Raw genomic sequence first — 24,672 nt, 5'->3', positions numbered from 1 at the left:
TTTTCGCTTAATCTTCCATTGTAGATAAGTCACCCGTCGGCAAGTCCAGTTCCCATGCTTTCAAGACGCGGCGCATGATTTTCCCGCTTCGTGTCTTCGGCAGCTTGTCTTTGAATTCGATTTCTTTCGGAGCTGCGTGTGCAGCCAGTCCTTTTTTCACGAATTGCTGGATGTCCTGCACCAGTTCCTCAGACGGCTCATAGCCTTCATTCAGCGCCACAAATGCCTTGATCACTTCACCGCGGACCGGATCGGGTTTTCCGATGACGCCCGCTTCCGCGACAGCCGGATGTTCCAGCAGCTTGCTTTCGACTTCGAATGGCCCGACACGTTCACCGGACGTCATGATCACGTCATCTACACGGCCCTGGAACCAGAAGTACCCTTCTTCATCCATGTAGGCGGAATCTCCTGACACATACCATTTATCGTTCAAGAAATATGATTCGTATTTGGCCGGGTTGTTCCAGATCTGGCGCATCATGGACGGCCAGCCTTTCTCAATTGCCAAGTTGCCCATCTGGTTCGGCGGCAATTCGTTTCCTTGATCATCGACAATCGCCACTTTGATGCCCGGCACCGGTTTGCCCATCGAACCTGGTTTGATGTCCATGGATGGGTAGTTGCAGATGGTTTGCGCCCCGGTCTCTGTCATCCACCATGTATCGTGGATGCGCTTCCCGAATACCTGCACACCCCAGCGGACAACTTCCGGATTCAACGGTTCGCCGACAGAAAGCACATGGCGGAGCGTTGAGAGATCATATTCTTTGACCAGTGCATCGCCAGCTCCCATAAGCATGCGGAAAGCGGTTGGGGCACTGTACCAGACCGTTACGCCGAAATCCTCGATCGCTTTGTACCAAGCATCCGGAGAGAAGCGGCCGCCCAAGATGACCGTCGTCGTCCCCGACAGCCACGGTGCGAATACGCCGTACGCTGTGCCTGTCACCCAGCCCGGATCAGCCGTGCACCAGTAAATATCCTGTTCTTTCAAATCAAGCACCCATTTTGCTGTCTGAAGCTGTTGGACCATGGCGTACTGGGCGTGAAGGACACCTTTCGGCTTGCCGGTCGATCCCGATGTATAATGCAGGACCAATCCGTCTTCCTTGTCCAGCCATTCCATTTCGAATTTGTCTGAAGCGCCTTCCAGATGCTTCATGAAATCGACCATCCGGTTATCTTCCTCGACTTCTTCGCCAACAATAAAGACCGTTTTCAGATTCGGCAGGCGATCGACCGGGATGCGCGGCAGGAGCTCAGGCGTCGTAATGATCGCTTTGGCATCACTGTCGTCCAGACGGTCGTAGATCGCCCCTTCCATAAAGGCCTCAAACAACGGCCCTACGATCAAGCCCATTTTCAAAGCGCCGAACATGGCAAAATACAGTTCCGGCGAACGCGGCATAAAGATGAACGCGCGGTCCCCTTTTTCCAGATCCGAATGGGCTTTCATCACATTCGCCGCCCGGTTCGTCATCCGTTTCATTTCGTAGAATGTATAAGCCTCATGGCGGTTTGCGTCTTTATAGTAAAGCGCAACTTTATTTTTCCGGTCTGATTCTGCATGGCGGTCAATCGCTTCATACGCCATGTTCACTTTCCCGGTAGCCGACCAGCTGAATTCTTTTTCGACATCCGCCCAATTGAAGTCCGATGAAACGTCTTCATAATTATGTAAGTTATGTTCACCTGGCACTGCTGCAATCGTTTCCACTTTCATCCCCATCATCCTTTCGTGTTGATTCTCTTTCATTCTACAACATTCTGCCAATTGATTGCGAATAATTTTAATTTTTTAGAATATTGGACAACCGTTTCGCTTTGCCTATAATTCCAATTGCGATTCATGTATAATGTACCTAATTGTACCTAATAGGCGGTGAAATGATGGAACATAAGAAGACCTATAACGCATTGGAACTGAAGACGAAGCACGGCCCGATCATCATTGAAGGACCCGTTCCTTCAAAAGAATTGAAAGCGCTTGAATTCCACGAAGACCTTGTTGCTTTCCGGCCACCCGCCCAGCAGCATAAGGCAATCACGGATATCGCCGATTTGCCTGAAGGGCGCATTCTGATCGCCAGGGACCGCAACATGATTGTCGGCTATGTGACGTTCCTGTACCCGGATCCGCTTGAACGCTGGTCTGAAGGAAATATGGAAAACCTAATTGAACTGGGCGCCATCGAAGTCATCCCGAAGTTCCGCGGCACAGGCGTCGGAAAATCCCTCCTGAGAGTTTCGATGATGGATGATGCTTTGGAAGACTTTATTGTCATCACGACGGAATACTATTGGCATTGGGATTTGAAAGGCACCGGATTGAACGTCTGGGAATACCGCAAAATCATGGAGAAGATGATGCAAGCCGGCGGATTGGAATATTATGCGACAGACGATCCGGAAATCAGCTCCCATCCGGCAAACTGCCTGATGGCAAAAATCGGCAAACGCGTCCCGCCGGAGTCGGTCCAGCAATTCGATCAGCTGCGCTTTAAGAACCGCTATATGTACTGAATCTGAGGAGGGGTAAATCCATGCTAATTGAAGAAATCATGAAAACGGATGTCCATACGCTCAATCCGGAACAGACGGTCCAGGATGTTCTGGATCTGTTTGAAAACGAACGGATTCGCCACGCACCAGTCGTGGACGGTGGAAAAGTGGTGGGAGTCGTAACTGAACGCGACTTGAAAGACGCCCTTCCCTCCCGGTTCTCAGTGGCCCCTAAAATCAATGCCTATGAAAAAACCGTGGCAGAGATCATGACCAAAAATCCGGTAACCGGCCATCCGATGGATTTTGTCGAGGAAACCGCATTGACGTTCTACCACCAGAAAATCGGCTGCTTGCCGATTGTCAGCCACGACAAGCTTGTAGGCTTTTTGACTGAAACGGATTTATTGTACAAATACATTGAATTGACCGGAGCCAATCAACCCGGCTCCCATATTGAAATTCGGGTGCCGAACCGCTCGGGTGTCCTATACGAAGTTTCAAAGGTCTTTTATCAGCACCACGTCAACGTATTGAGCGTCCTTGTCTACCCCGACAAAGGCAATAGCTCCAACAAAATCCTGGTATTCCGGATCCAGACCATGAATCCGCTTGCGATTATTGACGACTTACAAAAAGAAGGTTTCGATGTCTTATGGCCAAACACACCACAAATGAACGAATGAAACATGCGGTTTTTGTTTTTTCGGAAGACCAATTGGGGTATAAGTTTTCGGAAACTCATCCGTTCAACCAAAAGCGGCTAGTCCTGACCGTGGACTTGCTGAGAGAAATGAATGCGCTTCCAGAAGAACTGGTGGTTCCGGCGCGCATAGCGACAGATGAGGAATTGCTGCTCGCGCACGACCAACGCTATATTGAAATAGTGAAAAAAGCAAGTGCCGGAGAAATCACACCTGAAGAAGGCGAAAGCTACGGCATCGGCACAGAAGATACACCGATATTCGAGAATATGCATGAAGCGAGCGCACGACTTGTCGGCGGTACGCTCACGGCAGTCGATTGGGTCATGGAAGGCAAAGCCCAGCACGCCCTCAATCTTGGCGGCGGCCTTCATCATGGATTCCGCGGGAAAGCTTCCGGATTCTGCATCTACAACGACGGCTCCGTCGCCATCAATTACTTGAAAAAGAAATACGGTGCACGCGTCTTGTATATCGATACGGATGCCCATCACGGAGACGGCGTCCAATGGAGCTTCTACGACGACCCGGATGTCTGTACCGTGTCAATCCACGAAACCGGAAGATATCTCTTCCCCGGCACCGGAAACATCAATGAGCGCGGCAGCGGCCAAGGCTATGGAACAACCTTCAATTTCCCGATCGATGCCTTTACAGAAGATGAATCTTTCATTGAAATCTATCGCACCGCCATGAAGGAAATTGTCGAATTTTTCAAACCGGATGTCATCGTCAGCCAGAATGGCGCCGACGCCCATTATTTGGACCCTCTCACGCATCTTTATGGCACGATGGCGATTTACCGGGAAATCCCTAAAGTGGCCCATGAGCTTGCCCATGAGTATTGTGAGGGCCGCTGGATAGCTATTGGCGGCGGCGGTTACGATATCTGGCGGGTGGTACCGCGCGCCTGGTCGCTTCTATGGATGGAAATGAACAATATCCCCCTTCCAACTGGCAATTTGCCTGCCCGCTGGATTGAAAAATGGCAGCCAGAGTCACCGGTCAAACTAATCGGCACTTGGGAAGATCCTGAAAACATGTACCAGGCCATCCCGCGGAAAGAAGAAATCACTGAGAAGAATAGCGAAATGCTGAACAAAGCATTGTACATGATCCGCAACGCATAAAAGCTCCCTTTCGGGAGCTTTTATGCGCCAGCTTGTAGACAAAAGAATATTTATCCCTCTTTAAGAATGAAGGTGCATTTGAGAGAAGCTATCCCGGATCCTCCACTTCAGGCGGACGCTTTCCGCGGGCTCGCGCTGAACTAACTCGGACTAGCGTCCGAGTGGATTTCGGCACTTCGCTATCCCGCAGGCAAAACCGGTGCTCCTGTCTCTGCATCGCTGCGCTAGCTTCGAGACATGAAAGGGCGTTGCATCGCTTCGCTGCTTCGTCGCAAACAAGTCGGCCGAACTGCCTTCGACCAACTTGCTCGCCGCCTTCCGTTCCGGACTTGAAGCCAGTAGCATTTACTCAGCAGGTCAAAGCAGCTCAGCTTTCTTACCTTACCTATTTGATACAGGTGACGCTTCCGACCGGGCTGGCCACGGAGACTCCTGTGGGAGCAGCGAAGCGACTCGAGCTGAAGACACTGGACTGAGCGTAGCGAGGGAAGCGGCTGAAGCCGAGCCCACGGAAAGCGAAGTGGCCAGCCCGGTCGGGCTTATACATCTCTATTCATTATAATTAAACTTTGTACATAGTCTAACGCATAAAAGCTCCCTTTCGGGAGCTTTTATGCGTTCTTTGTCGATTGGCGTTCTTCGATCCGATAAGGCAGGATCACTTGTTTTTCTTCGATTTCCTCTTTGTTCATATACTTCGTCAATAAGCGCATGGAGACAGCACCGATATCGTAAAGCGGCAAAGCCACCGATGTAAGCATCGGGCGGGCCATACGGGACAATTTGGAGTTCTCATAGCTGATGATTTCAACGTCTTCCGGAATCTTCTTGCCGTTCGCTTCCACGCCGTGGATGACTCCGATAGACATTTCATCATTGCTGACAAAATAAGCTGTCGGATCTGCATCGGCCAAGGTTTTAACCGCTTCGATCGCTTCATCGTAAGAATTGTCGCATTCGACGATCAGCTTTTCATCATATTCGATGCCCGCATCGTTCAATGCATTCTGATAAGCTTTCAATTTATAGTCTTTGTTCACCTTGGATGTCAGCGGTCCGCTCAAGAAAGCGATCTTCTTGTGGCCGTTGCTGATCAATTTCTGCACCGCTTCGTAAGCTGCTCCGTAGTAATCGATGTTCACGGAAGCAATCGAATCGGAGTCGTCAATTGAACCTGCCAATACGATCGGTGTCGGCGATCTCTGCATCTCATACAGAAGCTCGCTGGAAATCACATCGCTCATGAATACAATGCCATCCACTTGCTTTCCAAGCATCGTTTCGAGCAATTGCAATTCCTTGTTCTCGTTTTGGTCAGAGTTCGACAAGATGATATTGTAGCGGTACATTGTCGCAATGTCCTCAATTCCACGGGCTAGTTCGGCATACATGCTATTTGAAATATCCGGAATGATGACGCCGACCGTGGTGGTTTTTTTGCTTGCCAACCCTCTTGCTACTGCATTGGGGCGGTAACCAAGCTCTTCAATCACTTTCAATACTTTTTTCCTGGTGGCAGGCTTGACGTTCTGGTTTCCATTCACTACACGCGAAACAGTAGCCATGGATACATTCGCTTCTCTTGCCACGTCATAAATTGTTACGGTCACGATGCGCCCTCCTTCCTCTATATCTTTTATCATACGATAAAAACTTTCATGATATCAACTAAAAAAAGAAAAGCCGGGTGGCATCCCGGCTCTTCGGTCTTACATTTTCAATTCGTATTGCTTCATGAACTTCATCAATGCATCGTAGTACTCATCGAATTGGTTCAAGTCCATTTGCTGAGCGGCGTCCGACAATGCAACTGCAGGATCCGGATGGACTTCGGCCATAACGCCGTCAGCTCCGATGGCGATTGCAGCTTTGGCAGCCGGCAGAAGAAGGTCACGGCGTCCGGTAGAATGCGTTACATCGACGAATACCGGAAGGTGCGTCTCTTGCTTCAAGATCGGCACTGCAGAAATATCGAGTGTGTTGCGGGTCGCTTTCTCGTATGTGCGGATACCGCGTTCACAAAGGATGATCTGGTCATTTCCGGAAGCGATGATGTATTCAGCAGCATTGATGAATTCGTCAATCGTTGCTGACATCCCTCTCTTGAGCAATACCGGTTTGTTGATTTGGCCGACTGCTTTCAACAATTCGAAGTTCTGCATGTTGCGCGCTCCGACTTGGACGACGTCAAGGTATGGCAGAGCTTCTTCTAAATGGTGAGGCGTTACGATTTCAGAGACAACAGCCAAATTATACTGCTCGGCTGCAGCTTTCAGCATTTTCAAGCCATCCAGCCCAAGGCCCTGGAAGTCATACGGAGATGTACGCGGCTTGTAAGCTCCGCCGCGGATCATGCGCAGGCCTTTCGCGCCGATCGCTTCAGCGACTTTCGAAACTTGCTCCTGTGATTCAACTGCACATGGTCCGAAGATGAACGAAGGTGTACCGTCTCCAACGCGCTCTCCGTTGATTGTGATGATGGTATCTTCCGCTTTCTTTTTACGGGAAACGAGAAGAGCTTTGCGGTGATCTTCTTCTTGCATATCCAAAGCGGATTTGAAAATCTCTTTAAAGATGTGGTCAACGGTCTTTTGGTCAAGCGGACCGTTATTATTTTCTTTCAGTAAGTTCAGCATATGGCGTTCGCGCAAAGGATCATAGCGGTTGACACCTTGTTTTTCCTTGATTTTACCAATTTCCTGGATCACTTTTGCCCGTTCGTTGATCAATGAAAGAATTTCCAAGTTGACTGCGTCTACTTTTTCTCTAAGTTGCTCTAAATCTAAATGGCTCATTCCATATTGCTCCCTTCGTATTTCACCGTGCTTTGTGCTTCATCTTAACACGTTTAAACTATTATAAGCAAAGGAACAAGGAAAGTCACGAATTTTATTTTAGCGCTTCAACGCGCTAAAGTGGTTTATGCAGCAAAAAGCCGAAGCACAAGGGCTTCGGCTCTTATTTAAGCGATAAATTCCTGCATCGCTTTGCTTGTAATACCTCCATGGGAAGCTTTCCAGTCAACCTTTTGGTTGGCAAAGTGGAAAAGCTGAGGCGATTCATGCTTGACTTGCGTCAATGCCTCGATATTTTTCGAAAGTTCACGGTCTTCCTGGACGACAAGGAACAGGAAGAGCTGGTTCGGGTGCAACGAACAGTATTCATTGTACTCGTTCCAAGCTGCTGCAGATACAGGGCATGTGCTGCTGTGCTTGAACAGCCAGTAATGCTCAGTATGGGCCGTGGCTTGTTTTAAACTGTCCAAATCTTGAACACGCACTAGATTTTCCATTCAATCCGCTCCCAGATTATTTCGATGATTTATTGTTCGGGTTGTTCTTGTTTGAATTATTGTTGTTTGAATTGTTATTGGAATTATTCTTGTTAGAGCTGCTTCCTGCAGAACCGGAAGTGCTGCTGTTTGAACTGCTTCCTGCACTGCCTGAAGTGCTGCTGTTCGATGTGTTTTTGTTTGAGTTGTTATTCGAGCTATTGCTTAAGCTGCCCGACGTCTTGTTCGAATTGCTGCCGGAAGTGTTCGAGCTGCTGCCAGAAGTATTCGGGCTGTTGCCTGTCGATTTATTCGCAATGCTTCCAGTAGTGGTTGTGCTGCTCGACGGGTTTGTTGAACCGCTCGTGTTCTGCGCTTTCTTCTCGTCTTTTACTTCTTCAACCGCTTCTTTCAAAGCATTGGCTGTCGATGTGAATGCTTCTTGGCCTGAAGAATGGGCTTGGTCCACAGATCCTTGGACCGTATCAAGCATTGCGATTGTCTCTTCGCCTTCGGAAGAAGCAGTGCCGTCGTCCATAGGAGACTGGCCGCCTTTCATGCCTTTAACCTTATCCACTACTTTTGAAGACTGTTCTTTGACTTGCTGTGTCAATCCGCCTGATTTTTCTTTTGCGGTTGATGTATAAGTCGATGTTTTCTCTTTTAGCGTTCCGGCATGTGTGTTCAGATCAGAACGCAATTCCTTGCCTGGTTTCGGAGCCAGCATCAATGCAGCTGCGGCACCGATGATTCCACCTACGATTGCGCCAAGCAGGAAGCCTGAAGATGAAGATTCTTCTTCATAATCGTAAAGGTCGTCATAGCGGTTGCCCATTCCATATGATTGCGGAACGAAAGCGCTTTGCTGAGAGCCGTATTCATTTTGGCCGGAATAATACGAATTTGTGTAATCAGGTTCATAGTTCGGTTTACGGTAATTATTGCTCTGGTAGTTGCCATTGTTATTGTTCTGAGTCATAAGTGATTCCTCCAATTTTTTGTTAGTCGATTAGAATCGATCGTTATGCGGCAATTGCTTCTGCCCTTCTACGGGTGCATATGAAGAAGCAGCGCGCGTTTCATAGATTTTGCGCTCTTTCCATTTGTCGCGGATGCCCAATGCAACATTGCCCCATTGAACAACTTGCGCAATCTTTTCCTCGTTATTTTCTACTTGCGACGACACGGTTGTCGTAATGCGGCGAACAGAGGCGTTCAAATCAGTAACTGCACTGCCGACTCCTCTTACAGCATCCACCACCGTATTCAATTTTTCTGATTTCACTTGGATATCCTCTGCCAATTCATTTGTCTTATGCAGAAGATTCGTTGTTTCCAACGTAACACCCTGTAATTGGTTTTCGAGTCCTGAAACAGTCCCGGAAACTTCCTTCAGTGTGTTTTTGAGGGAGTTTAATGTCATAGCGAGCGCTACGCATAAAATTAAAAATCCTACAGCTGCTACGATAGCCGCTATGTAAAGCAATATTCTCCAATCCATTCTGTTTCCTCCTTTTTAAATACTGGTATATCTCTTTTGTACCCTGAGCTATCGTGGTATAAACACAGGGTCTTTAGATTTATTCAACAATGTCCCGTTTTTTTCCTTCTTTCCTTATACAAAGACCTGCCGGAAAAAGTGCATGTGGCAAAAAAAAAGCAGTTCGACCCGAGGGTCAAACTGCTTTTTCCGAGTTGATCAAGTTCTCGAAGGCTTCTTGGAATTTCGTGACATCCCCTGCGCCCATGAATAAGAACACGGCGTTTCCATGTTCGAGAAGCGGTGCCACATTATCCGCCTGGAGAATGCGGCTGCCGGAAATCTTCTCTTCAAGGTCATGGATCGTCAAGACGCCCGCTTCTTCCCGGGCTGATCCGAAAATATCACAAAGATATACATAGTCCGCCTCACTCAGGCTGTCTGCAAACTCCTGCAGGAAAGTCTGTGTGCGCGTAAATGTATGCGGCTGGAAAATCGCGATGATTTCCCGGTCCGGGAACTTCTGGCGCGCCGACTGAAGCGTCGCCCGGATTTCCGTCGGGTGGTGGGCATAGTCATCGATCAGAATGCGTTCACCGAGCTCCGTTTGCGTAAAGCGGCGCTTCACTCCTTCAAAGTCGGCAAACTGCTGCTGGATGATTTCTGCCGGAATGTTCTCGTAATGGCACAGTGAAATCACGGCCAATGCATTCAGTATGGCATGGTCGCCGAACATCGGGATCGTGAACGTATGGAAAAATTCATTGCGGATCATGACATCGAACGTCGTTCCCGAAGTCGATTTGACGACATTGCGCGCCTGAAAATCGTTTTCCTGGCCGAAGCCGTAGTATACGACCGGCACAGGCGCCTGGATGCGCTGCAAATATTCGTCGTCTCCGCAAGCGATGATGCACTTCTTGACTTGCTTCGCCATTTCTTCAAAAGCGTTGAAGACATCGTCGATGCCTGCAAAATAATCCGGGTGATCGAAATCAATATTTGTCATGATGGCATAATCCGGATGGTACGCCAGGAAATGGCGGCGGTATTCACAAGCTTCAGCAACAAAGAAATGCGAATTCTCCTTGCCGTATCCGGTGCCGTCGCCGATCAGATATGATGTTGGTTTGAACCCGTCAAGCACATGGGCCATCAAGCCGGTTGTCGACGTCTTGCCATGGGCGCCGGTGATGGCGACAGAAACATACTGTTTCATTAAATCGCCTAAGAATTCATGGTAGCGGATGATGGTCGCACCTTGCTCCCGTGCCCGGATGAGCTCCGGATGGGCGTCGTTAAAAGCGTTTCCGGCAATGATGGTCATGTTCGGATGGATATTCTCAGGGTCGAAAGGCAGAATCGTGATGCCTCTGTCCCGAAGCCGCTCCTCCGTAAAGAAGTGCTGGGCAATATCGGATCCTTGGACTTGTGCGCCCATATCATGCATGATCTGCGCTAATGCACTCATACCCGATCCTTTGATTCCGGTAAAATGTAAAACTGTCATAAATGAACCTCCTGTGGAAGTTGAAAAAGCTTTCTGTTTTCCTGAAGGAATGTTTCCAGCTCGTCAACGCAACATAATCAATAGATTATATCATTATTTAATAGTTTGTCGATATACCCGATATTTCCTGTTATTGTGCGCCAGTTGGGCACTTTTTACTGAAAGACGGTTTCTAAATCTTCTTCTGTGATCAAAACAGTACGCGCTTTGCTGCCATTCTGTTCGGAAATAAACCCGTGCTGTTCAAGCAGATCCATAAGACGGGCTGCGCGATTATAGCCGATATGGAACTTCCGCTGCAAGAGCGAGGTCGATGCACTGCCTTGGGACATGATGAACCGGCAGGCCTCTTCGAACAGGTCGTCCTGGATATCTGAAGCATCGCTGCGCCGGATCAGTTCATCTTCTTTGAAAATGTATTCCGGTTCTCCTTGGGCGCGGACATGTTCGATGACGTCTTCAATCTCATCATCCGTAACGAACGTGCCTTGGATGCGGACCGGTGCGGACATTCCGTTTCCAAGATACAGCATATCCCCTCTTCCCAGCAGCCGCTCTGCTCCTTGTGAATCCAGGATTGTCCGGCTGTCCACTTGGGATGACACGGAAAAGGCAATACGGGTCGGGATATTCGATTTGATCAACCCGGTGATGACATCCACTGACGGGCGCTGAGTCGCAATTACCAGATGGATGCCACAGGCTCGCGCTTTTTGCGCAATACGGCATATCGCATCTTCTACGTCGGATGGCGACATCATCATCAAGTCGGCCAGCTCGTCGATGACGATCAAAATATATGGAAGGTGCTGGGCATGATCCCCTTTTTCTTTAACCATCTTATTGTAGCGGCTGATGTCCCGCACCCCTGTATGGGCAAACAATTGATAGCGGCGCTCCATTTCCTCGACCGCCCATTTCAAAGAGGCCGTTGCCGCTTTGACGTCCGTGATGACCGGGCTGATCAGATGAGGGATATGGTTATACGGCGCAAGCTCCACCATCTTCGGATCGATCAAAAGCATTTTCAAATCTCTTGGCGACGATTTGTACAATAAACTGACCAATAAAGAATTGATGCACACGCTTTTTCCAGAACCGGTCGCTCCGGCAATCAGGCCATGCGGCATCTTGCGCAGGTCCAGCGTCACCGGTCTGCCAGTCAGATCCAGGCCGAGTGCCGCTTCGAGCGGAGAATCCGACTCCTGGAAAACACGGCTTTCGATAACTTCCGAAATGCGGACTGCCCGCGACTTGCGGTTCGGGATTTCGATGCCGATCGAGCTTTTGCCTGGTATCGGCGCCTGGATCCGGATGTCTTTTGCGGCCAGCGCCAATTTCAGATCGTCCGCCAAGTTGCGGATTTTACTGACTTTGACCCCTTGTGCAACGGTAAGTTCGAATTGCGTCACGGCCGGCCCCTGGACAATGCCCAAAATGGAAGCCTGAATCTGGAAATGTGAAAGGGCTTCGATCAGCCGCTCCCCTTGCTCTTCCATCCATACTTCGTCAATCAGATCATTTTCTGGCGCACGCAAAAAACTGCTTTTCGGCTGTTCATAGACCGCAGGTGCTGCCGGCTCTTCACTTGTTGCTTCCTCTTGGATGGCGGCTGGGGCTGCCGAATTTCCGGACTCCGCAGGAATAGCCGCTTCTGTCACTCTTGCCGGTTCATGTATTTTTATTGGTTCAGGCTCAGTTTCCTCTTTTTGCTGCGGCGCATCAAAATCGGACATCATCTGTTTTTGCACTTCCATCTTCTTCGGCTGGGCTTCTGTGCGCTGAGCAGGTTTAGCAGCCGCTGGTTTGGAAAGCCGCTGCTTATCCGACTTCAGCATTAGCACATTGAATGGAACCGTCTTTTCTTTTTTCTCTGCCGGCTTCGCTTCTGCTGTCGTCTCCGGGCGTTTCGTTTCTTCAGCCACATCCGGTCCGGGAAGTGTGGATACCGGTTCTATGCTTGTTTCCGTAAGTTCCGTCGTGCGTTCTTCCGCTGTTTTCGGTTGCGCGCTTGGCAGCTCCTCTGTATCAGCATCCACTACCGGCACTTGTTCCGTTTCGATTTGTAAGACCGGCTGTTTTTGTTCAATTGCTTTCTCCGGCTTTTCCGCTTCAGCCGGTGCTTGATCCTGCGCAGGAAGGATTGCCTCTTCGATCTGATCAGTCTGTACCGTTTCTTCGGTGCTTAGCTGAATTGGGTCTGCAGTTTGCTGAATTGGCGCTGCCGCTTTCGGAAGGGCACCCTCCAATTCCAATGAGGAAGAAATCTTTTTGTTCGTCAAAGAAGCTTCTATTGCGGAAGCTCTTGATGACAAATAAGGTTGTTCATTTACATATGCTTTTTTCTCAAGCAGGTTCATGACTGGTTCCGGGCGTGTCTCGTTATAGCCGTGAATCGGCGAAGGGACACGCGTCGGCTCAAATGGCCGTGTCTTTTTCATGGCCGGTTCCGCTGTCCGGCTTTTCGGCAATTTAGGTGTTTCTGAAATGCGCGGCCGATATGGGCGCGGTGCGAGTGTTGACTGCGGTTTCCGCGGTGCCGGCGCATTGTATGTACGCGGTGCTCTTGGTTCTAGCGGCTTTGGTTCGCGCACAGGCGGCACGTCCCGCGGCACAAAGGCATTCGTTTTGGGCGGTTCATAGCCTCTTGCCTTGTTCAAGACAGGGCTTGACGGCCGCCGTCTCGGCGCCGGGGGTACCGGTGCCGATTCCGATTTCACGAATTTCTCTTTTTCATTGTCCGAAATCAACGGGAAACGGAACGGCGCCTTTTTCGGGCGTTCAAGTTCGGCAGGATGCGGCTCGCGGACCGGCTCCACTGCGTCTTCTTCCGTCCCTTCGGTAAACAGGCGGCTCCAGACTTTTTTAACCCAGCTCATCGGGCGTCACGCCCCTACTTCGAAAGCGGAACCGACTTCTGCATCTTCCGGCAGAACAAGGATCCCTTTTTCTTGAGGTGCGTCCGGCAAAGCCAGTTCCTTGGCAGAACAAATCATGCCGCTTGACGGCACGCCGCGAAGTTCCGCATCTTTGATCAACATTCCGGATGGCATGACCGCTCCGACTTTCGCCACCACCACTTTCTGCCCCTGCTCAACGTTAGGGGCACCGCAGACGATCTGCAGTTCTTCACTGCCGACGGAAACCCGGCAGACATTCAACTTGTCAGCATTCGGATGCTTTTCTTTTGATTCAACATATCCGACGACGAATTTCGGCGAGAGATCGACTTCCAGCGTAAAATCCACGCCGTTTTTCTCCAACGCATTTTGGAGCGCTGTGACCAGGGCTTCTGAAACTTCGACTTTGTCGCTTTCAGCCAATTCGATATAAGCCGAGGCATTGAACAGGTTGAACCCGGCAATTGTGCCTTCCGCGTCTTTGATCAACGTAATATCGCCGAATTGCTCGGTATGGATTTTTTCAGGTGTTTCCGTCTGCAATTGAACCAATAGGACATCGCCTATTCCGTGTTTATTGTAAAATGCATTCATTTTTTATCCTGCTCCTTGGTCGGTTGATTTTTTGCCATGATGAATATCGGCTCCAGTTCCCCATTTTCATAGATGAACGACAATGAGGTAATCGGCACTATGCCGTTGGTGAAAAAGTGCATTGCCATCTGGGCCAGGACATCATAGCCGGTTTCGTTGCGGATGTCGCCGATGATCAGCACATCCTGATGGGGTACAGAGACGGTCATGTCTCCGGTAATTTTCGATTTCATGTCTTTCAGGAAATTTTCATTTAATATGCGGGAAGCGTCGTACCCGTCGTTTTCGTTCAGGAAATAGAAAACATTTCCTGCCACTCGATCTTCTTTTACTGCAGTCTTCAGTTTCTTCACCTGGAATCTGGCGATTTCTTTGACCTGCTCGTCTGTCAGACTTAATGAATTTAACATATTTTCATCAATTAAGCGATAGGTAGTGCCGGCATCAAGAGCATAAAAGATGCGAGTTTCGGCGGTATGTTCGCTTGTCAGGAAGGCATGGCCTTCCTTGGATTCCTGCGGAAATGACGTTGACCGGATCACAGGATAGATGTGTTCTGACGATTTCAGGTGCCCTTTCGCTTCCAGCTCCATGGCATTGAACGTTTCGTTGATGGTATAGGCGATTTCATCGATTGCACCATCCCCTTTTGCCGTTACGCGGTTGAGTGCCTGGGGCAGAGCGATCGTCGTACTGTTTTTCAGCTCCGTGTGCCGGATGTTCAATTGGTCTTTTTCCCGGTCGTAATGCCAAACGAGTTTCGGATTCTGTATGCGTTCTTTCAGCTTGTTTACCAGTTCAGTCGATTTCATGACAGATTCCTCCTTTTCAAAAATAAACGGCTCGGCCAACGAATGGCGAACCGTCATGGATTTATTTGGGCAGATTCGACAGGAAATTCTCGATTTCCTGCTGTGTTTTGCGGTCCTTGCTGACAAACCGGCCGGCTTCTTTGCCGCCGTTATACACCAGAAAGCTTGGAATGCCGTAGATATTCTTTTCGATGCAAAGATCGATGAATTCATCCCGGTCCACTGAAACAAAGGTATATTCGTTGAATGATTCTTCAATCTCCGGCAGAACCGGTTCAATCACCCGGCAATCCGGGCACCAATCAGCGGTGAACATGAATACGACCCTTTCACTTTCCACGAGGTCATTGAATTGCTCAAGCGATGACAATGTTCTCATTCCTGCTCCTCCTCTTTCGGATTGATTGAACGGACAGTTTTCATCATCCATTCCATATTGCTGTCAATCTTCTTTTTTTCGGAAATCGTTGTTAGCTTGGCTCCACCTGCACTTGCGACCACTTCAAACAGATTTTCAGCCACTTGCCGGACTGTCACGAAACCGAAACGGCCATTCTGCTCGAACGTCTCGTCCACGACCCATTTCCGTTCAGTGTCCGCTTTCTGCAGATCATAAAATAACGTGCTGTCGCCTGCTTCGTTCGGATTTACAAACAGTACGAACGAATCGCTCCCTTTGGTGATGATGATATTGTATTCGTCAGAAGGCTCTTCTACCTTATAGCCGCCAGGCAAGTAAAAGTCCGTCTTCTCTGAAGTTTCGTTCGTATTTCTCGGTTCGGCTTCGAATGCTTTCGCTGCCTGGGCCACGCCGTTTGCAACCTGCTCTTCAGCAGAAGCTACACAGCCTGACAAGCCGACTGCAGCCGCTATCAATAAAACCAGTAATCCTTTACGAGGCACTTCCATTCCTCCCTAACTTTGCTTGTTCTTATTTTAAAGATGTTTGGAGGCACATGCAACTTCTTCGCTGCTGCGCATGTATTGGCCGAGCAGAAGTTTGACGACATGGCTGAACATCTCGTCCCGGTTTACTGCTCCGTTGGTCAAGATTCCGACTGCTCCTTTGTGCTGGCGGGTGCCGGTTTCTTCTGCGTATTCATCCATCACCGGGCCCAGCTCTCGGCCTTCACGGAGCTTTCCGGCAATGCTTTCCGGAAGGGGGATCTGTGCCCCAGCCGCAGTCCATAGTCTTCCTTCCGGCGTTGCAAGTGCGCCCCAATTGCACACATACATCACTCCGCCGATTTCATAAACTCCGCCTTCGAGTCCGATGGCAAAGTCTAAAGGCTGTTCAGCCAAGGCTTTGGCCCGGTTGATGGCACCCTTCCGTGTTTCCTCAAGCGAACGCGGCTGGTCGGCTACGCCAGATGCGGCTTTTTTGGAATGAAGTTCGAACGCGAGCCCGAATTCTTCTAGGGCAGACGATACCGCTTTTATTTTCGCTTGGTTTTTGGAGGCGATGGCCGCCTGAATTTTTTTCATAATACCCTTCCTTTCAAAAAAAAAAGCCCGGAGGCCTTTTCTTAGACATTTTGTTTGATTGTTTCGAGTGTTGTCTTGTCTGCCGTTTTTACAAGTTTCACCAATAACTCCTTCGCCGCTGCGTAGTCATCGGTGTGGATGATGGAAGCGGACGTATGGATGTAACGGCTGCAGATGCCGATGACCGAACTCGGCACTCCTTCATTAGCCGTGTGGACCCTTCCGGCATCGGTGCCTCCCTGAGACACGAAATATTGATACGGAATGCCATTGGATTCCGCAGTATCCAAAATGAACTCGCGCATGCCGCGGTGTGTGACCATGCTCTTGTCGAGAATGCGCAAAAGCGTGCCTTTGCCCAGCTGCCCGAATTCGTTCTTGTCGCCAGTTGCGTCATTTGCCGGACTTGCATCCAAAGCAAAGAACAGATTCGGCTGGATCAGATTGGCTGCCGTCTGGGCACCGCGCAATCCGACTTCTTCCATAACTGTGGCCCCTGAGAACAACTGGTTCGGCAATTTTTCGCCGTTCAATTCCTTCAGCAATTCAATTGCCAGGCCGCAGCCGTAGCGGTTGTCCCATGCTTTGGCCATGATTTTCTTTTCATTGGCCATGACAGTGAACGGGCTGTAAGGGACGATTTGCTGGCCCGGCTTGATGCCCATAGCCAACGCATCTTCTTTGTTGTCGGCGCCCACATCGATGAGCATGTTCTTGATTTCCATCGGCTTGCTCCGAAGTTCTTCATTCAAGAGATGCGGTGGGATCGAACCGATGACGCCAGGAATCACTTTTTCCCCGGCAATGACCTCGACGCGTGTCGCCAGCATCACCTGGTTCCACCAGCCGCCAAGCGGTTGGAAGCGCACCATGCCGCTATCGGTGATCTGGGAAACCATGAAGCCCACTTCGTCCATATGCCCGGCTACCATGATTCTCGGGCCGTCAGGATCGCCGTCCTTGACGCCGAAAACGCTGCCCAGATTGTCTTGGATCAGGCGGTCTGAATATTTCTCGAGCTCCTGGCGCATAAATTTGCGTACAGCGTGTTCATTTCCCGGCGCGCCCGGGAGCTCAGTCAAAGTTTTAAATAAATTTTGTGTTTCACTGTTCATATGTACAATTCCTCCTAAAATGGGGTATCTCCATCTAGTTTAGAGCTTTTATCTGACATTTTCCAGTCTTATATTTCGCATCGCGAAAGAATCGGCGCTTTTTTGAGTCCAAAGTTTCTAGCCACTGGCACTTTATGGTACACTTTATCCATTAAATATAGGAGGGATTTCATTGAAAAATCGTGATTTACTGATCGGATTCGCAACAGGCGCAGCGGCGGCTTTCATCGCCAAAGAAGTCTATGACCGCAAAGAGAAGCTTTACCCGGCTGATGACGTGCTGAAAAGCGTCAAAACCGCTTTTAAAGAAGAAGGGCCGATCGACGGCTCATGGATTTATATGAAAACCGAACCCTATAAGCAGCATGCTGTCGAGACCGAAGTTTATAAAGGCGGCATCACGCGCCACCGCGATGACGAGCTTGAACAATTCGAGTTTGTCGCAGACGCTTATACCGGCGCCATCCTTGAAGTTTCCAAAGCTTGATCCATCAATGAACTCAGCCGCTTCACCGAGAATAGAAATACCTTTCTTACTTATGCCTTAGAAAAGAGCCGACGCGAGTCGGCTCTTAAGTTTATAGAAAAAGGAATATTTGCTTCTCTTAAAGAATGAACATATATTTTGAATATGATATACCGGTTCCTCCACTTCAGGCGGCCGCTTTCCGCGGGCTCGCGCCGAACTAACTAAGAACCTGTGCTCCTGCGCAAGCTCGTCGCAAATACTTGCCCTCGCAAGCTTCGGTCAAGCATTGACTGGCGTCCGAGTGGATTTCGGCACTTCGCTATCCCGCAGGCAAAACCGGTGCTCCTGCATCGCTTCGCTGCTTCGTCGCAAACAAGTCGGTCGAACTGCCTTCGACCAACTTGCTCGCCGCCTTCCGTTGCGGACCCTGAAGCCAGCAGCTTGTTCCAAGCTGAATCAGTATCCTAACTTCACCTTTTAGATAAAAGTGACGCTCCCGACCGTGTTGGCCACGAGACTCCTGTGGGACCAGCTCGAGCTGAAGGCCCCGCAGGAACGCAGTGACGAGGAGACTGAAGCCGAGCCCACGGAAAGCGAAGTGGCCAGCCCGGTCGGGCTTATACATTTTTATTCATTTTAATTTGACTTTGTCTACAGTCTGAAGAGCCGACCCGAGTCGGCTCTTTTTCTTTGCGGCCTTCCTTTATTTGGAATGCAGCTTTATTATTTATTGAACCCGTAAGCGGTTATCCCTTTTGTTTTTTATAAGCGAGGGATTCGATGATTTCCTTGCCGTCCGGGCTCCATTTCACTAGCCGGTGGAACGCATCGTGGTAGAACGTGAAATAATAACCGTTCTCCAGCGCTTCTTTCACAAACTTTTCCTTGGCATAGATCGAATCCATCGGATAATCGTCGTATGCCAGCACCCAAAGCGGATTCTGGTGGGCATGCGTCGGCATGAGGTCCGCCATATGGATTATCGTCTCGCCGCCTCTTTGTAGCTTGATCACGGCATGGCCGTTCGAATGTCCGCCGGTATGGATCATCGTGATTGCGCCGAACAAGTTTTTCTCCCCTTCGAAGGTTTCCACCTGGTCCACGATTGCTTCCCAATTTTCTTTGAAATACGTGTTGCGGGAGCGGATATTCGGATTTTGCATTTCTTCCCACTCAATCCCAGAAACATGGATTTTCGCGTTCGGGAAAACCGGGACATATCCATTCCCCTCCGGTTTTGTCAGCCCGGCGGCGTGGTCGTTATGGAGATGCGTCATGATCACCGTATCGATATCTTCCGGCGTCAAATCCAGCTGTGCCAGCTCTTCCTCGATCCGGGATTCGGCGGAAACGCCGAGGTTGCGCTTTTGGCGGTCGTTCAGCTTCCCCTTGCCGATGCCGCTGTCAATCAGGATATTATGCCCTTCAAACCGGACGAGGATCGGATGCGTCGGCAGCTCGATCTGATTCATTTCATTCGCCGGGTATCGCTTGGACCAGACGACCCGCGGAACGACGCCGAACATTGCTCCGCCGTCCAGCCAGGTCGTCCCTCCATCAAGCCAAGCTAATTGCATATCGTGAAATTGAAATTTCTCCATCCAAAATCCCCCTTGTGCTTATTTTGTTTGGTACTGGGCCTCAAGCCGGTAGATCGGCTGCCCTTTCTTTGAAAACTTCTCTTCGTACTCGGTCATGATGTTCCATTCCGGTTCGTTTGCATGCAGATCGAGCGAGACGTCCTTCAAGAGCATGCCGTATTCCGAAATACTCGTCAGCGAGTATTCGAACAAGCCGCGGTTATCTGTCTTGAAATGGATCTCTCCGCCTTCCGGCAGCACGGCTTCATAAAGCTTCAAAAATGTTTCGTGGGTCAAACGGCGTTTGGCGTGGCGCGTTTTCGGCCAAGGATCTGAAAAGTTCAAATAAAGCCGGTCCACTTCTCCTTTTTCGAAGAAGCTTTCGAGTTCTTTCGCATTTACGCGAAGAAGGCGCAAATTCGGGATGCCGCCCTTTTCTTCCAGCACTGTTTCCAGTGCGGTGACGATGACACTGTCAAACAGTTCGATGCCGATGTAGTTGATGTCCGGGTTCTGCTTCGCCATTCCCGTGATAAAACGGCCTTTGCCGGTTCCTGCTTCAATATGGAGCGGATTTGCATTGCCGAAAACTTCGTGCCATTTGCCTTTTTGGTTTTCCGGATCCGGAATAACGATTTCCGGATGGGCGTCGATCAAATCCGCAGCCCATGGTTTATAACGTGATCTCATTGTTCATCCTCTTTCTTTCCTTTATTTGCAGCTTTCCAATAATCTTGGCTGACGGCATATTCGACTTCCTGTCCGGCTGACGTCCTGCCGGCTGTGTCGCCGTCGACATGCCTGTATACTTCCCTATCCGCCGTCAGGAGGAAACTTTTCCCGCTCATCTGTACGACTTCTTTGAATTTTGTATGGCTTCCGCTAAAAACCGTACCAAAGACCAGCAACAGTTTCAAGCGCGATATGCCGTGGACGACCGTCAATTCCAAAAGGCCGTCATCGGTCCTCGATTTCGGGGAGATTTTCATGCCGCCGCCGAAATACGGCTGGTTGCTGACTGTGGCGAACCAGACGTCCCGATAAACCGTTTCTGTTCCGCCATGCCTGACCGTCAGCCCGAACTTGCCGAATCCCACGAGCGTCCGGACGACATAGACCAGATAGACGAGCTTTCCGGCGCCGATCCGGTTCAGCATCTTCTTGGCTGCAGAACGGTTTACGAGTACGGAAATCTCCGCGTCGAAACCGATGCCTGAGCTGCTGACAAAACGGAAAGGCACCGGGCTCTTGATTTCGCCCAGGTCTTCTTTCGAAAAAACCGGGTTTTCGATAAAATGTTCGATGGCCCTTCCGTCGCGGAATGAATAAAACCCCCGGCCGAAATCATTGCCTGACCCTGCCGGCACTGATCCAACCACGATATTGGCAGCACCCGCCGCGCCGGCAATGATTTCCCGCAGCGTGCCGTCGCCGCCGACACCGATGATCAAGCATGGTTCCTCTATTGAATGAAGGTTCCCGACCATATCGGTTGCATGGCCCGGGTATTCTGTAAGCAGGGCTTCATACGGGAAAGCCAGCCCCTTTTTGAATTGGTTCCATTTTGCCAGCGATTTTCCGTTGCCGGCTGCCGGATTTATGATGAATATCGTTTTCATAAGAACCTTCTTCAGCCTTCTCTCAGTTGGTATGTAGACACCGGAATGTATTTGCGCTCACCGATCGGATCGATTCGGAACAGCGAGAACTCTGTCACTTGGAAAGAGATGGGCTCAAGTTCCATACGGACGTCAATCGGCGGCCCCCCTGCCCATTTGCCGGCAAGAGTCACATGGGGGACAAATCGTTTCTGGTCCGGATTCATGTCGAACTGCAGCATCTTTTCCCGGATGTCCGATTGCAGCTCCGCTAACTCACGGCTATCGGCGACTGACGCATAAACGATCCGGGGCGTGGCAGGGTTGCCGAAAGTTTCCACGCCGTCCAGTGTGAGATTGAACGGGGCATGGAGGATCTCCTCCAAGGCTTTTGCCGCATCCTCGATTTCGCCGTGCGGATCATCTCCGATAAACAGCAGCGTGATGTGCATGTCTTCGGGTTTCGTGTATTTTTTATGGCTGCGCATTTTCCATTGCTTCCGCTCTTCCGCTAACTTGTGGGCAACCGGTTCCGGAATCGCGATGCCGATAAAATAATGAGCCTGCATTTTCATCACCTTCTTTCAGTTTACCATTTGCCGCGCTACAAAAAAACAGGAATCGGAACGCCTGAATCCCAGCATATTGCTTATAGGGCTTCTCCGTCTTAAGAATCAACAGCTCCTCCGGCATGGAAAAAGCCGCCGAGTTTCCTCGACAGCTTTTGTGCTTCGCTTGGAACGGAGTTCTTACATCTTCACCGTCAGCTTCAAGTTCGCTTCAAACGCCTGCTGAAGTTTTCTTGTCGCTTCTCCTGGTGAACCGCTTCCTATTTCCTGTCCATCGATCCGGACAATCGGCATGATTTCGGCTGTTGTGGACGACATGAAAAATTCGTCCATTTCAAGCGCCTGTTCTTTCGTAAAGGCAGTTTCCTGAACTTCGATGCCCAGATTGCGGCACAGGTCCAGGATGACGCTGCGGGTGATGCCGTTCAAAATCAAATTAGTCGCCGGATGGGTATAAAGGATGCCATTTTTTATTCCATACATATTGGATGAAGATCCTTCCGTGACGACTTCCCCGCGGTGCAGGATGGCTTCATAGCTTCCCGCTTCATGCGCTTCCTGTTTCGCCATGACATTCCCGAGCAAATTCAGGCTCTTGATGTCGCAGCGCAGCCAGCGCATATCTTCGATGAATGTCCCATGCACACCTGCTTCCATCATTTCTTTCGGGCGTTCCACCGTTTTGGTGTAGGCCACCATGACTGGCGATGTCTCCTGCGGGAAATGGTGCTGACGCATCGCATCTCCACGGGTGATCTGGACATACACTTGCCCGTTATTGATTTCATTTTGCTCAACCAGATCGTAGAGCAATTTATGCAAGACGTCTTTTGTATATGGAATGACGATCTTGATTTTTTCCGCGCTCGCGTAAAAACGGTCGATATGCTCTTTTGCGGTAAAAAGGTTCCCCTCGTAGATCCGGATCACTTCGTAGATGCCGTCTCCGAACTGATAGCCCCGGTCTTCTTTCGAAATCGCCAATTCCTCTTCCTGAATCAATGTATCATTGTGCAAAATCCAAGCCATACTGCATCCCTCTTCCTTTATTGTTTGCAAGCCAGTCCATAAATCGCTTCAGCGTAAATGGCTACAGCCTTGACCAAATTATCGATATCCACAAATTCATCTTTCTGATGGGCTACGTCTTTCTCTCCTGGGAACAGCATGCCGAACGCCACGCCTTTATCGAGGACGCGGGCATAGGTGCCGCCCCCGATTGCCAAAAGCTCCGCTTTTTCCCCAGTCTGTTTTTCATAGGCAGACTGCAGAGCCTTGATGAACGGATCTTCCGCATCAACATGGTGCGGCGGAGAATTCGACTGGACGGAAAGTTCGAAACCGGCCGTTTCAGCACCCGCCAACTTCTCATCGAACGGAAAGCTGATCGAATAGCGCATGCTTGCTTCAATCCGCGCTTCCCCTCCGCGCTCAAAACGGATCACGCCCGGGTTGAACGTCGTGTCGCCGGATACATCGTCCGAAAAGGCAAGACCCAGCTTATGGCCTCTGGAATCACCGAAGAAATGATCTGCCAGAAAAGCGGTGAACGTTCTGCCGCTGCCGTTTAAGCGGTCTTTCAGGAACAGTGCCAAGAGGATCCCGGCATTGACGCCTTCATCCGGTTCCATGGCATGTGCCGATTTGCCGTTCAACGTCAGCTTCGTTCCGTTCCCGATGATTTCAACAATGCCGCTCGCATCGTGCTTGCTGCAGAACGCCTCGAATTCATCCAGCCATCCGGTCACATCGCCATCGACAATCGCTTCGGCAAGGTCGGGAACCATATTGGTCCGCTGGCCCGCCGCGAATGTCTGCAGCGCGGTTTCGCCTTCTGACGCTTCAGCCGCAAATTTGATGACCGCAATGCCTTTTTCAGCATTGATGATTGGAAAATCAGCATCCGGCGCAAACGCGATGCCCGGCATTTCTTCTGTTTCAAAATAGCGCGACACACAGCGGAAGCCGCTTTCCTCATCGGTACCGATAATCAGGCGGACGCGTTTCGTAAATTCAACGCCGGCATCTTTGACGATATTCAGCGCCGCCCATGCAGCGATGGTCGGTCCTTTGTCATCGATCGCCCCGCGGCCATATAGCTTGCCGGCTTCGATTTCACCGCCGAACGGATCTTTCGTCCACCCTGCCCCTGCCGGCACAACGTCGACATGGCCCAGGATTCCGAGCAGCTCCTGCCCGGCCCCGACTTCGATATGGCCTGCTACATCCGCTACGTTCTTGGTGGCGTAGCCCCGTTCATCCCCTTTTTCCAAAAACCAATCCAGCGCTCTTTTGACATCTTTCCCAAAAGGCGCGCCCGGAGCCGGTTCTTCGCTCAGCACACTGGGAATTGCAATCAATTCCTGCAACTCGGCGAGGATGCTGTCTCTTCTTTTTTCCGCTTCCAATTGCCAATCCATGGTTCACGCCCCTTTTTTGTTAAAGCTATTGTACACCTTTTCAAACTTTTTTAAAGAACTTCGCGGTTTTTTTATTAAAATGGCAGCTAAAAAGATTGTTAAGATTCGATTTACAAAGGGAAAATGATAGATATCCCCAGCATTTTTCGTTATAATCAAGTTGTCAGAAAAATCAACTGACAGATTTTTTAAGAAAAGGGGATGTCATTGGCATTTATTACCAGAAAACTGAGTGAACCTCAGCGCATCGTCCGCTAGTCTTTGCCTATTGGAAAAAAGATGAAGGAGTGGTTCTTTAATTGAAACCAACAACTGACCGCATGCTAATTCGTATTAAAGATATGTATAAGTACATCCGTGATAACGGAACTGTAACTACGCAAGATCTTGTCGATGAATTCGGCATCACTCCTCGCACCATTCAAAGAGATTTGAATGTGTTAGCCTTTAACGACTTGGTAGAAAGCCCAACTCGCGGCAAATGGACTACGACGCAAAAAAAGGTGAAACTGACATCCTAGAAACCTCTT

Annotated in this window: 25 protein-coding genes; 5 read left to right on the top strand and 20 right to left on the bottom strand. The window is 49.9% G+C overall.

Features of this window, described 5'->3' with window-relative positions:
* Positions 1–7: 7 nt before the first annotated feature.
* On the bottom strand, positions 8–1,726 hold the full coding sequence (gene acsA, locus ACTL32_RS06720; protein WP_441341192.1) for an acetate--CoA ligase: 1,719 nt from the start codon (positions 1,724–1,726) through the stop codon (positions 8–10).
* A gap of 167 nt (positions 1,727–1,893) precedes the next feature.
* On the opposite strand from acsA, the gene ACTL32_RS06715 reads away from it, so the two are divergent.
* The 3 genes from ACTL32_RS06715 to ACTL32_RS06705 are packed head-to-tail and all read left to right on the top strand — an operon-like array spanning position 1,894 to position 4,339.
* Positions 1,894–2,526, top strand: a complete 633-nt coding sequence (locus ACTL32_RS06715) for a GNAT family N-acetyltransferase (RefSeq protein ID WP_441340744.1) — start codon at positions 1,894–1,896, stop codon at positions 2,524–2,526.
* Between the two features lie 20 nt (positions 2,527–2,546).
* Positions 2,547–3,191, top strand: a complete 645-nt coding sequence (locus tag ACTL32_RS06710; RefSeq protein WP_441340743.1) for an acetoin utilization AcuB family protein — start codon at positions 2,547–2,549, stop codon at positions 3,189–3,191.
* Positions 3,161–4,339: an acetoin utilization protein AcuC gene (locus ACTL32_RS06705; RefSeq protein ID WP_441340742.1), complete on the top strand. Its 1,179-nt coding sequence runs from the start codon at positions 3,161–3,163 to the stop codon at positions 4,337–4,339. The genes ACTL32_RS06710 and ACTL32_RS06705 overlap by 31 nt, the downstream gene beginning before the upstream one ends.
* Before the next feature lie 611 nt (positions 4,340–4,950).
* Here the strand turns inward: ACTL32_RS06705 and ccpA are convergent.
* The 13 genes from ccpA to ACTL32_RS06640 all read right to left on the bottom strand — a co-directional run bounded on the left by ccpA (position 4,951) and on the right by ACTL32_RS06640 (position 17,506).
* Entirely contained in the window at positions 4,951–5,949 is a 999-nt protein-coding gene (gene ccpA, locus ACTL32_RS06700) for a catabolite control protein A (RefSeq protein ID WP_441340741.1), read from the bottom strand.
* Between the two features lie 99 nt (positions 5,950–6,048).
* Entirely contained in the window at positions 6,049–7,134 is a 1,086-nt protein-coding gene (locus ACTL32_RS06695; protein WP_204890213.1) for a bifunctional 3-deoxy-7-phosphoheptulonate synthase/chorismate mutase, read from the bottom strand.
* 167 nt (positions 7,135–7,301) lie between these two features.
* Positions 7,302–7,631, bottom strand: coding sequence for a bacillithiol system redox-active protein YtxJ (gene ytxJ, locus ACTL32_RS06690; protein ID WP_204890212.1), 330 nt, complete (start codon positions 7,629–7,631; stop codon positions 7,302–7,304).
* 16 nt (positions 7,632–7,647) lie between these two features.
* The gene (locus ACTL32_RS06685) at positions 7,648–8,589 is read right to left on the bottom strand and encodes a YtxH domain-containing protein (RefSeq protein ID WP_441340740.1); all 942 of its coding nucleotides are present in this window, start codon (positions 8,587–8,589) and stop codon (positions 7,648–7,650) included.
* 30 nt (positions 8,590–8,619) lie between these two features.
* On the bottom strand, positions 8,620–9,111 hold the full coding sequence (locus ACTL32_RS06680) for a DUF948 domain-containing protein (RefSeq protein WP_204890210.1): 492 nt from the start codon (positions 9,109–9,111) through the stop codon (positions 8,620–8,622).
* Positions 9,112–9,286: 175 nt separating this feature from the next.
* Complete coding sequence (gene murC, locus ACTL32_RS06675; protein ID WP_441340739.1) at positions 9,287–10,600, bottom strand: UDP-N-acetylmuramate--L-alanine ligase; 1,314 nt, start codon at positions 10,598–10,600, stop codon at positions 9,287–9,289.
* Positions 10,601–10,755: 155 nt separating this feature from the next.
* Positions 10,756–13,479: a DNA translocase FtsK gene (locus ACTL32_RS06670; protein WP_441340738.1), complete on the bottom strand. Its 2,724-nt coding sequence runs from the start codon at positions 13,477–13,479 to the stop codon at positions 10,756–10,758.
* Positions 13,480–13,485: 6 nt separating this feature from the next.
* Positions 13,486–14,094, bottom strand: a complete 609-nt coding sequence (gene ytpR / locus ACTL32_RS06665) for a YtpR family tRNA-binding protein (protein ID WP_441340737.1) — start codon at positions 14,092–14,094, stop codon at positions 13,486–13,488.
* Positions 14,091–14,906 (bottom strand): DUF1444 family protein, encoded by an 816-nt coding sequence (locus tag ACTL32_RS06660; protein ID WP_441340736.1) that lies wholly within the window; start codon positions 14,904–14,906, stop codon positions 14,091–14,093. The genes ytpR and ACTL32_RS06660 overlap by 4 nt, the downstream gene beginning before the upstream one ends.
* A gap of 61 nt (positions 14,907–14,967) precedes the next feature.
* A complete protein-coding gene (locus tag ACTL32_RS06655; RefSeq protein ID WP_441340735.1) occupies positions 14,968–15,285 on the bottom strand; it encodes a thioredoxin family protein in 318 nt (105 codons plus the stop codon).
* Positions 15,282–15,809: a hypothetical protein gene (locus tag ACTL32_RS06650; RefSeq protein WP_441340734.1), complete on the bottom strand. Its 528-nt coding sequence runs from the start codon at positions 15,807–15,809 to the stop codon at positions 15,282–15,284. Before ACTL32_RS06650 ends, ACTL32_RS06655 begins: the two co-directional genes overlap by 4 nt.
* A gap of 33 nt (positions 15,810–15,842) precedes the next feature.
* On the bottom strand, positions 15,843–16,391 hold the full coding sequence (locus ACTL32_RS06645; RefSeq protein WP_441340733.1) for a DUF84 family protein: 549 nt from the start codon (positions 16,389–16,391) through the stop codon (positions 15,843–15,845).
* Between the two features lie 41 nt (positions 16,392–16,432).
* Positions 16,433–17,506, bottom strand: coding sequence for a M42 family metallopeptidase (locus tag ACTL32_RS06640; protein ID WP_441340732.1), 1,074 nt, complete (start codon positions 17,504–17,506; stop codon positions 16,433–16,435).
* A gap of 172 nt (positions 17,507–17,678) precedes the next feature.
* Between ACTL32_RS06640 and ACTL32_RS06635 the strand changes: the two genes are divergently transcribed.
* Positions 17,679–17,993: a PepSY domain-containing protein gene (locus ACTL32_RS06635; RefSeq protein WP_441340731.1), complete on the top strand. Its 315-nt coding sequence runs from the start codon at positions 17,679–17,681 to the stop codon at positions 17,991–17,993.
* A 728-nt stretch (positions 17,994–18,721) separates the two neighbouring features.
* Here ACTL32_RS06635 and ACTL32_RS06630 read toward each other — a convergent pair.
* The 6 genes from ACTL32_RS06630 to pepV form a co-directional block, all read right to left on the bottom strand.
* Positions 18,722–19,576 carry a YtnP family quorum-quenching lactonase gene (locus tag ACTL32_RS06630; RefSeq protein ID WP_441340730.1) on the bottom strand — a complete coding sequence of 285 codons (855 nt, stop codon included), beginning with the start codon at positions 19,574–19,576 and terminating at the stop codon, positions 18,722–18,724.
* Positions 19,577–19,594: 18 nt separating this feature from the next.
* Complete coding sequence (trmB, locus tag ACTL32_RS06625; RefSeq protein ID WP_441340729.1) at positions 19,595–20,245, bottom strand: tRNA (guanosine(46)-N7)-methyltransferase TrmB; 651 nt, start codon at positions 20,243–20,245, stop codon at positions 19,595–19,597.
* Positions 20,242–21,174 carry a diacylglycerol/lipid kinase family protein gene (locus tag ACTL32_RS06620; protein ID WP_441340728.1) on the bottom strand — a complete coding sequence of 311 codons (933 nt, stop codon included), beginning with the start codon at positions 21,172–21,174 and terminating at the stop codon, positions 20,242–20,244. The genes trmB and ACTL32_RS06620 overlap by 4 nt, the downstream gene beginning before the upstream one ends.
* Before the next feature lie 11 nt (positions 21,175–21,185).
* The gene (gene thpR / locus ACTL32_RS06615) at positions 21,186–21,722 is read right to left on the bottom strand and encodes an RNA 2',3'-cyclic phosphodiesterase (RefSeq protein WP_441340727.1); all 537 of its coding nucleotides are present in this window, start codon (positions 21,720–21,722) and stop codon (positions 21,186–21,188) included.
* A 180-nt stretch (positions 21,723–21,902) separates the two neighbouring features.
* On the bottom strand, positions 21,903–22,751 hold the full coding sequence (dat, locus tag ACTL32_RS06610) for a D-amino-acid transaminase (protein ID WP_441340726.1): 849 nt from the start codon (positions 22,749–22,751) through the stop codon (positions 21,903–21,905).
* Between the two features lie 17 nt (positions 22,752–22,768).
* The gene (pepV, locus tag ACTL32_RS06605; RefSeq protein ID WP_441340725.1) at positions 22,769–24,142 is read right to left on the bottom strand and encodes a dipeptidase PepV; all 1,374 of its coding nucleotides are present in this window, start codon (positions 24,140–24,142) and stop codon (positions 22,769–22,771) included.
* Between the two features lie 299 nt (positions 24,143–24,441).
* Between pepV and ACTL32_RS06600 the strand changes: the two genes are divergently transcribed.
* Positions 24,442–24,663: a DeoR family transcriptional regulator gene (locus ACTL32_RS06600; protein WP_204890194.1), complete on the top strand. Its 222-nt coding sequence runs from the start codon at positions 24,442–24,444 to the stop codon at positions 24,661–24,663.
* Positions 24,664–24,672: the final 9 nt, after the last annotated feature.

The sequence above is a fragment of the Planococcus sp. FY231025 genome, from assembly GCF_052078085.1.
Classification (GTDB): domain Bacteria; phylum Bacillota; class Bacilli; order Bacillales_A; family Planococcaceae; genus Planococcus.
Note: the sequence above shows the minus strand (reverse complement) of the source record. Positions and strands in the feature narration are given on the sequence as shown.

Coding starts and splice junctions, on each gene's coding strand:
- trmB (WP_441340729.1), bottom strand. CDS start 20,245: ATGAGATCACGTTATAAACCATGGGCTGCGGATTTGATCGACGCCCAT.
- ACTL32_RS06645 (WP_441340733.1), bottom strand. CDS start 16,391: ATGAAAAAAATTCAGGCGGCCATCGCCTCCAAAAACCAAGCGAAAATA.
- ACTL32_RS06695 (WP_204890213.1), bottom strand. CDS start 7,134: ATGAGCCATTTAGATTTAGAGCAACTTAGAGAAAAAGTAGACGCAGTC.
- thpR (WP_441340727.1), bottom strand. CDS start 21,722: ATGCAGGCTCATTATTTTATCGGCATCGCGATTCCGGAACCGGTTGCC.
- ACTL32_RS06705 (WP_441340742.1), top strand. CDS start 3,161: ATGGCCAAACACACCACAAATGAACGAATGAAACATGCGGTTTTTGTT.
- ACTL32_RS06620 (WP_441340728.1), bottom strand. CDS start 21,174: ATGAAAACGATATTCATCATAAATCCGGCAGCCGGCAACGGAAAATCG.
- ACTL32_RS06630 (WP_441340730.1), bottom strand. CDS start 19,576: ATGGAGAAATTTCAATTTCACGATATGCAATTAGCTTGGCTTGATGGA.
- ACTL32_RS06710 (WP_441340743.1), top strand. CDS start 2,547: ATGCTAATTGAAGAAATCATGAAAACGGATGTCCATACGCTCAATCCG.
- ACTL32_RS06655 (WP_441340735.1), bottom strand. CDS start 15,285: ATGAGAACATTGTCATCGCTTGAGCAATTCAATGACCTCGTGGAAAGT.
- ACTL32_RS06660 (WP_441340736.1), bottom strand. CDS start 14,906: ATGAAATCGACTGAACTGGTAAACAAGCTGAAAGAACGCATACAGAAT.
- acsA (WP_441341192.1), bottom strand. CDS start 1,726: ATGAAAGTGGAAACGATTGCAGCAGTGCCAGGTGAACATAACTTACAT.
- ACTL32_RS06640 (WP_441340732.1), bottom strand. CDS start 17,506: ATGAACAGTGAAACACAAAATTTATTTAAAACTTTGACTGAGCTCCCG.
- murC (WP_441340739.1), bottom strand. CDS start 10,600: ATGACAGTTTTACATTTTACCGGAATCAAAGGATCGGGTATGAGTGCA.
- ACTL32_RS06715 (WP_441340744.1), top strand. CDS start 1,894: ATGGAACATAAGAAGACCTATAACGCATTGGAACTGAAGACGAAGCAC.
- dat (WP_441340726.1), bottom strand. CDS start 22,751: ATGGCTTGGATTTTGCACAATGATACATTGATTCAGGAAGAGGAATTG.
- ytxJ (WP_204890212.1), bottom strand. CDS start 7,631: ATGGAAAATCTAGTGCGTGTTCAAGATTTGGACAGTTTAAAACAAGCC.
- ACTL32_RS06680 (WP_204890210.1), bottom strand. CDS start 9,111: ATGGATTGGAGAATATTGCTTTACATAGCGGCTATCGTAGCAGCTGTA.
- ACTL32_RS06670 (WP_441340738.1), bottom strand. CDS start 13,479: ATGAGCTGGGTTAAAAAAGTCTGGAGCCGCCTGTTTACCGAAGGGACG.
- ACTL32_RS06685 (WP_441340740.1), bottom strand. CDS start 8,589: ATGACTCAGAACAATAACAATGGCAACTACCAGAGCAATAATTACCGT.
- pepV (WP_441340725.1), bottom strand. CDS start 24,142: ATGGATTGGCAATTGGAAGCGGAAAAAAGAAGAGACAGCATCCTCGCC.
- ytpR (WP_441340737.1), bottom strand. CDS start 14,094: ATGAATGCATTTTACAATAAACACGGAATAGGCGATGTCCTATTGGTT.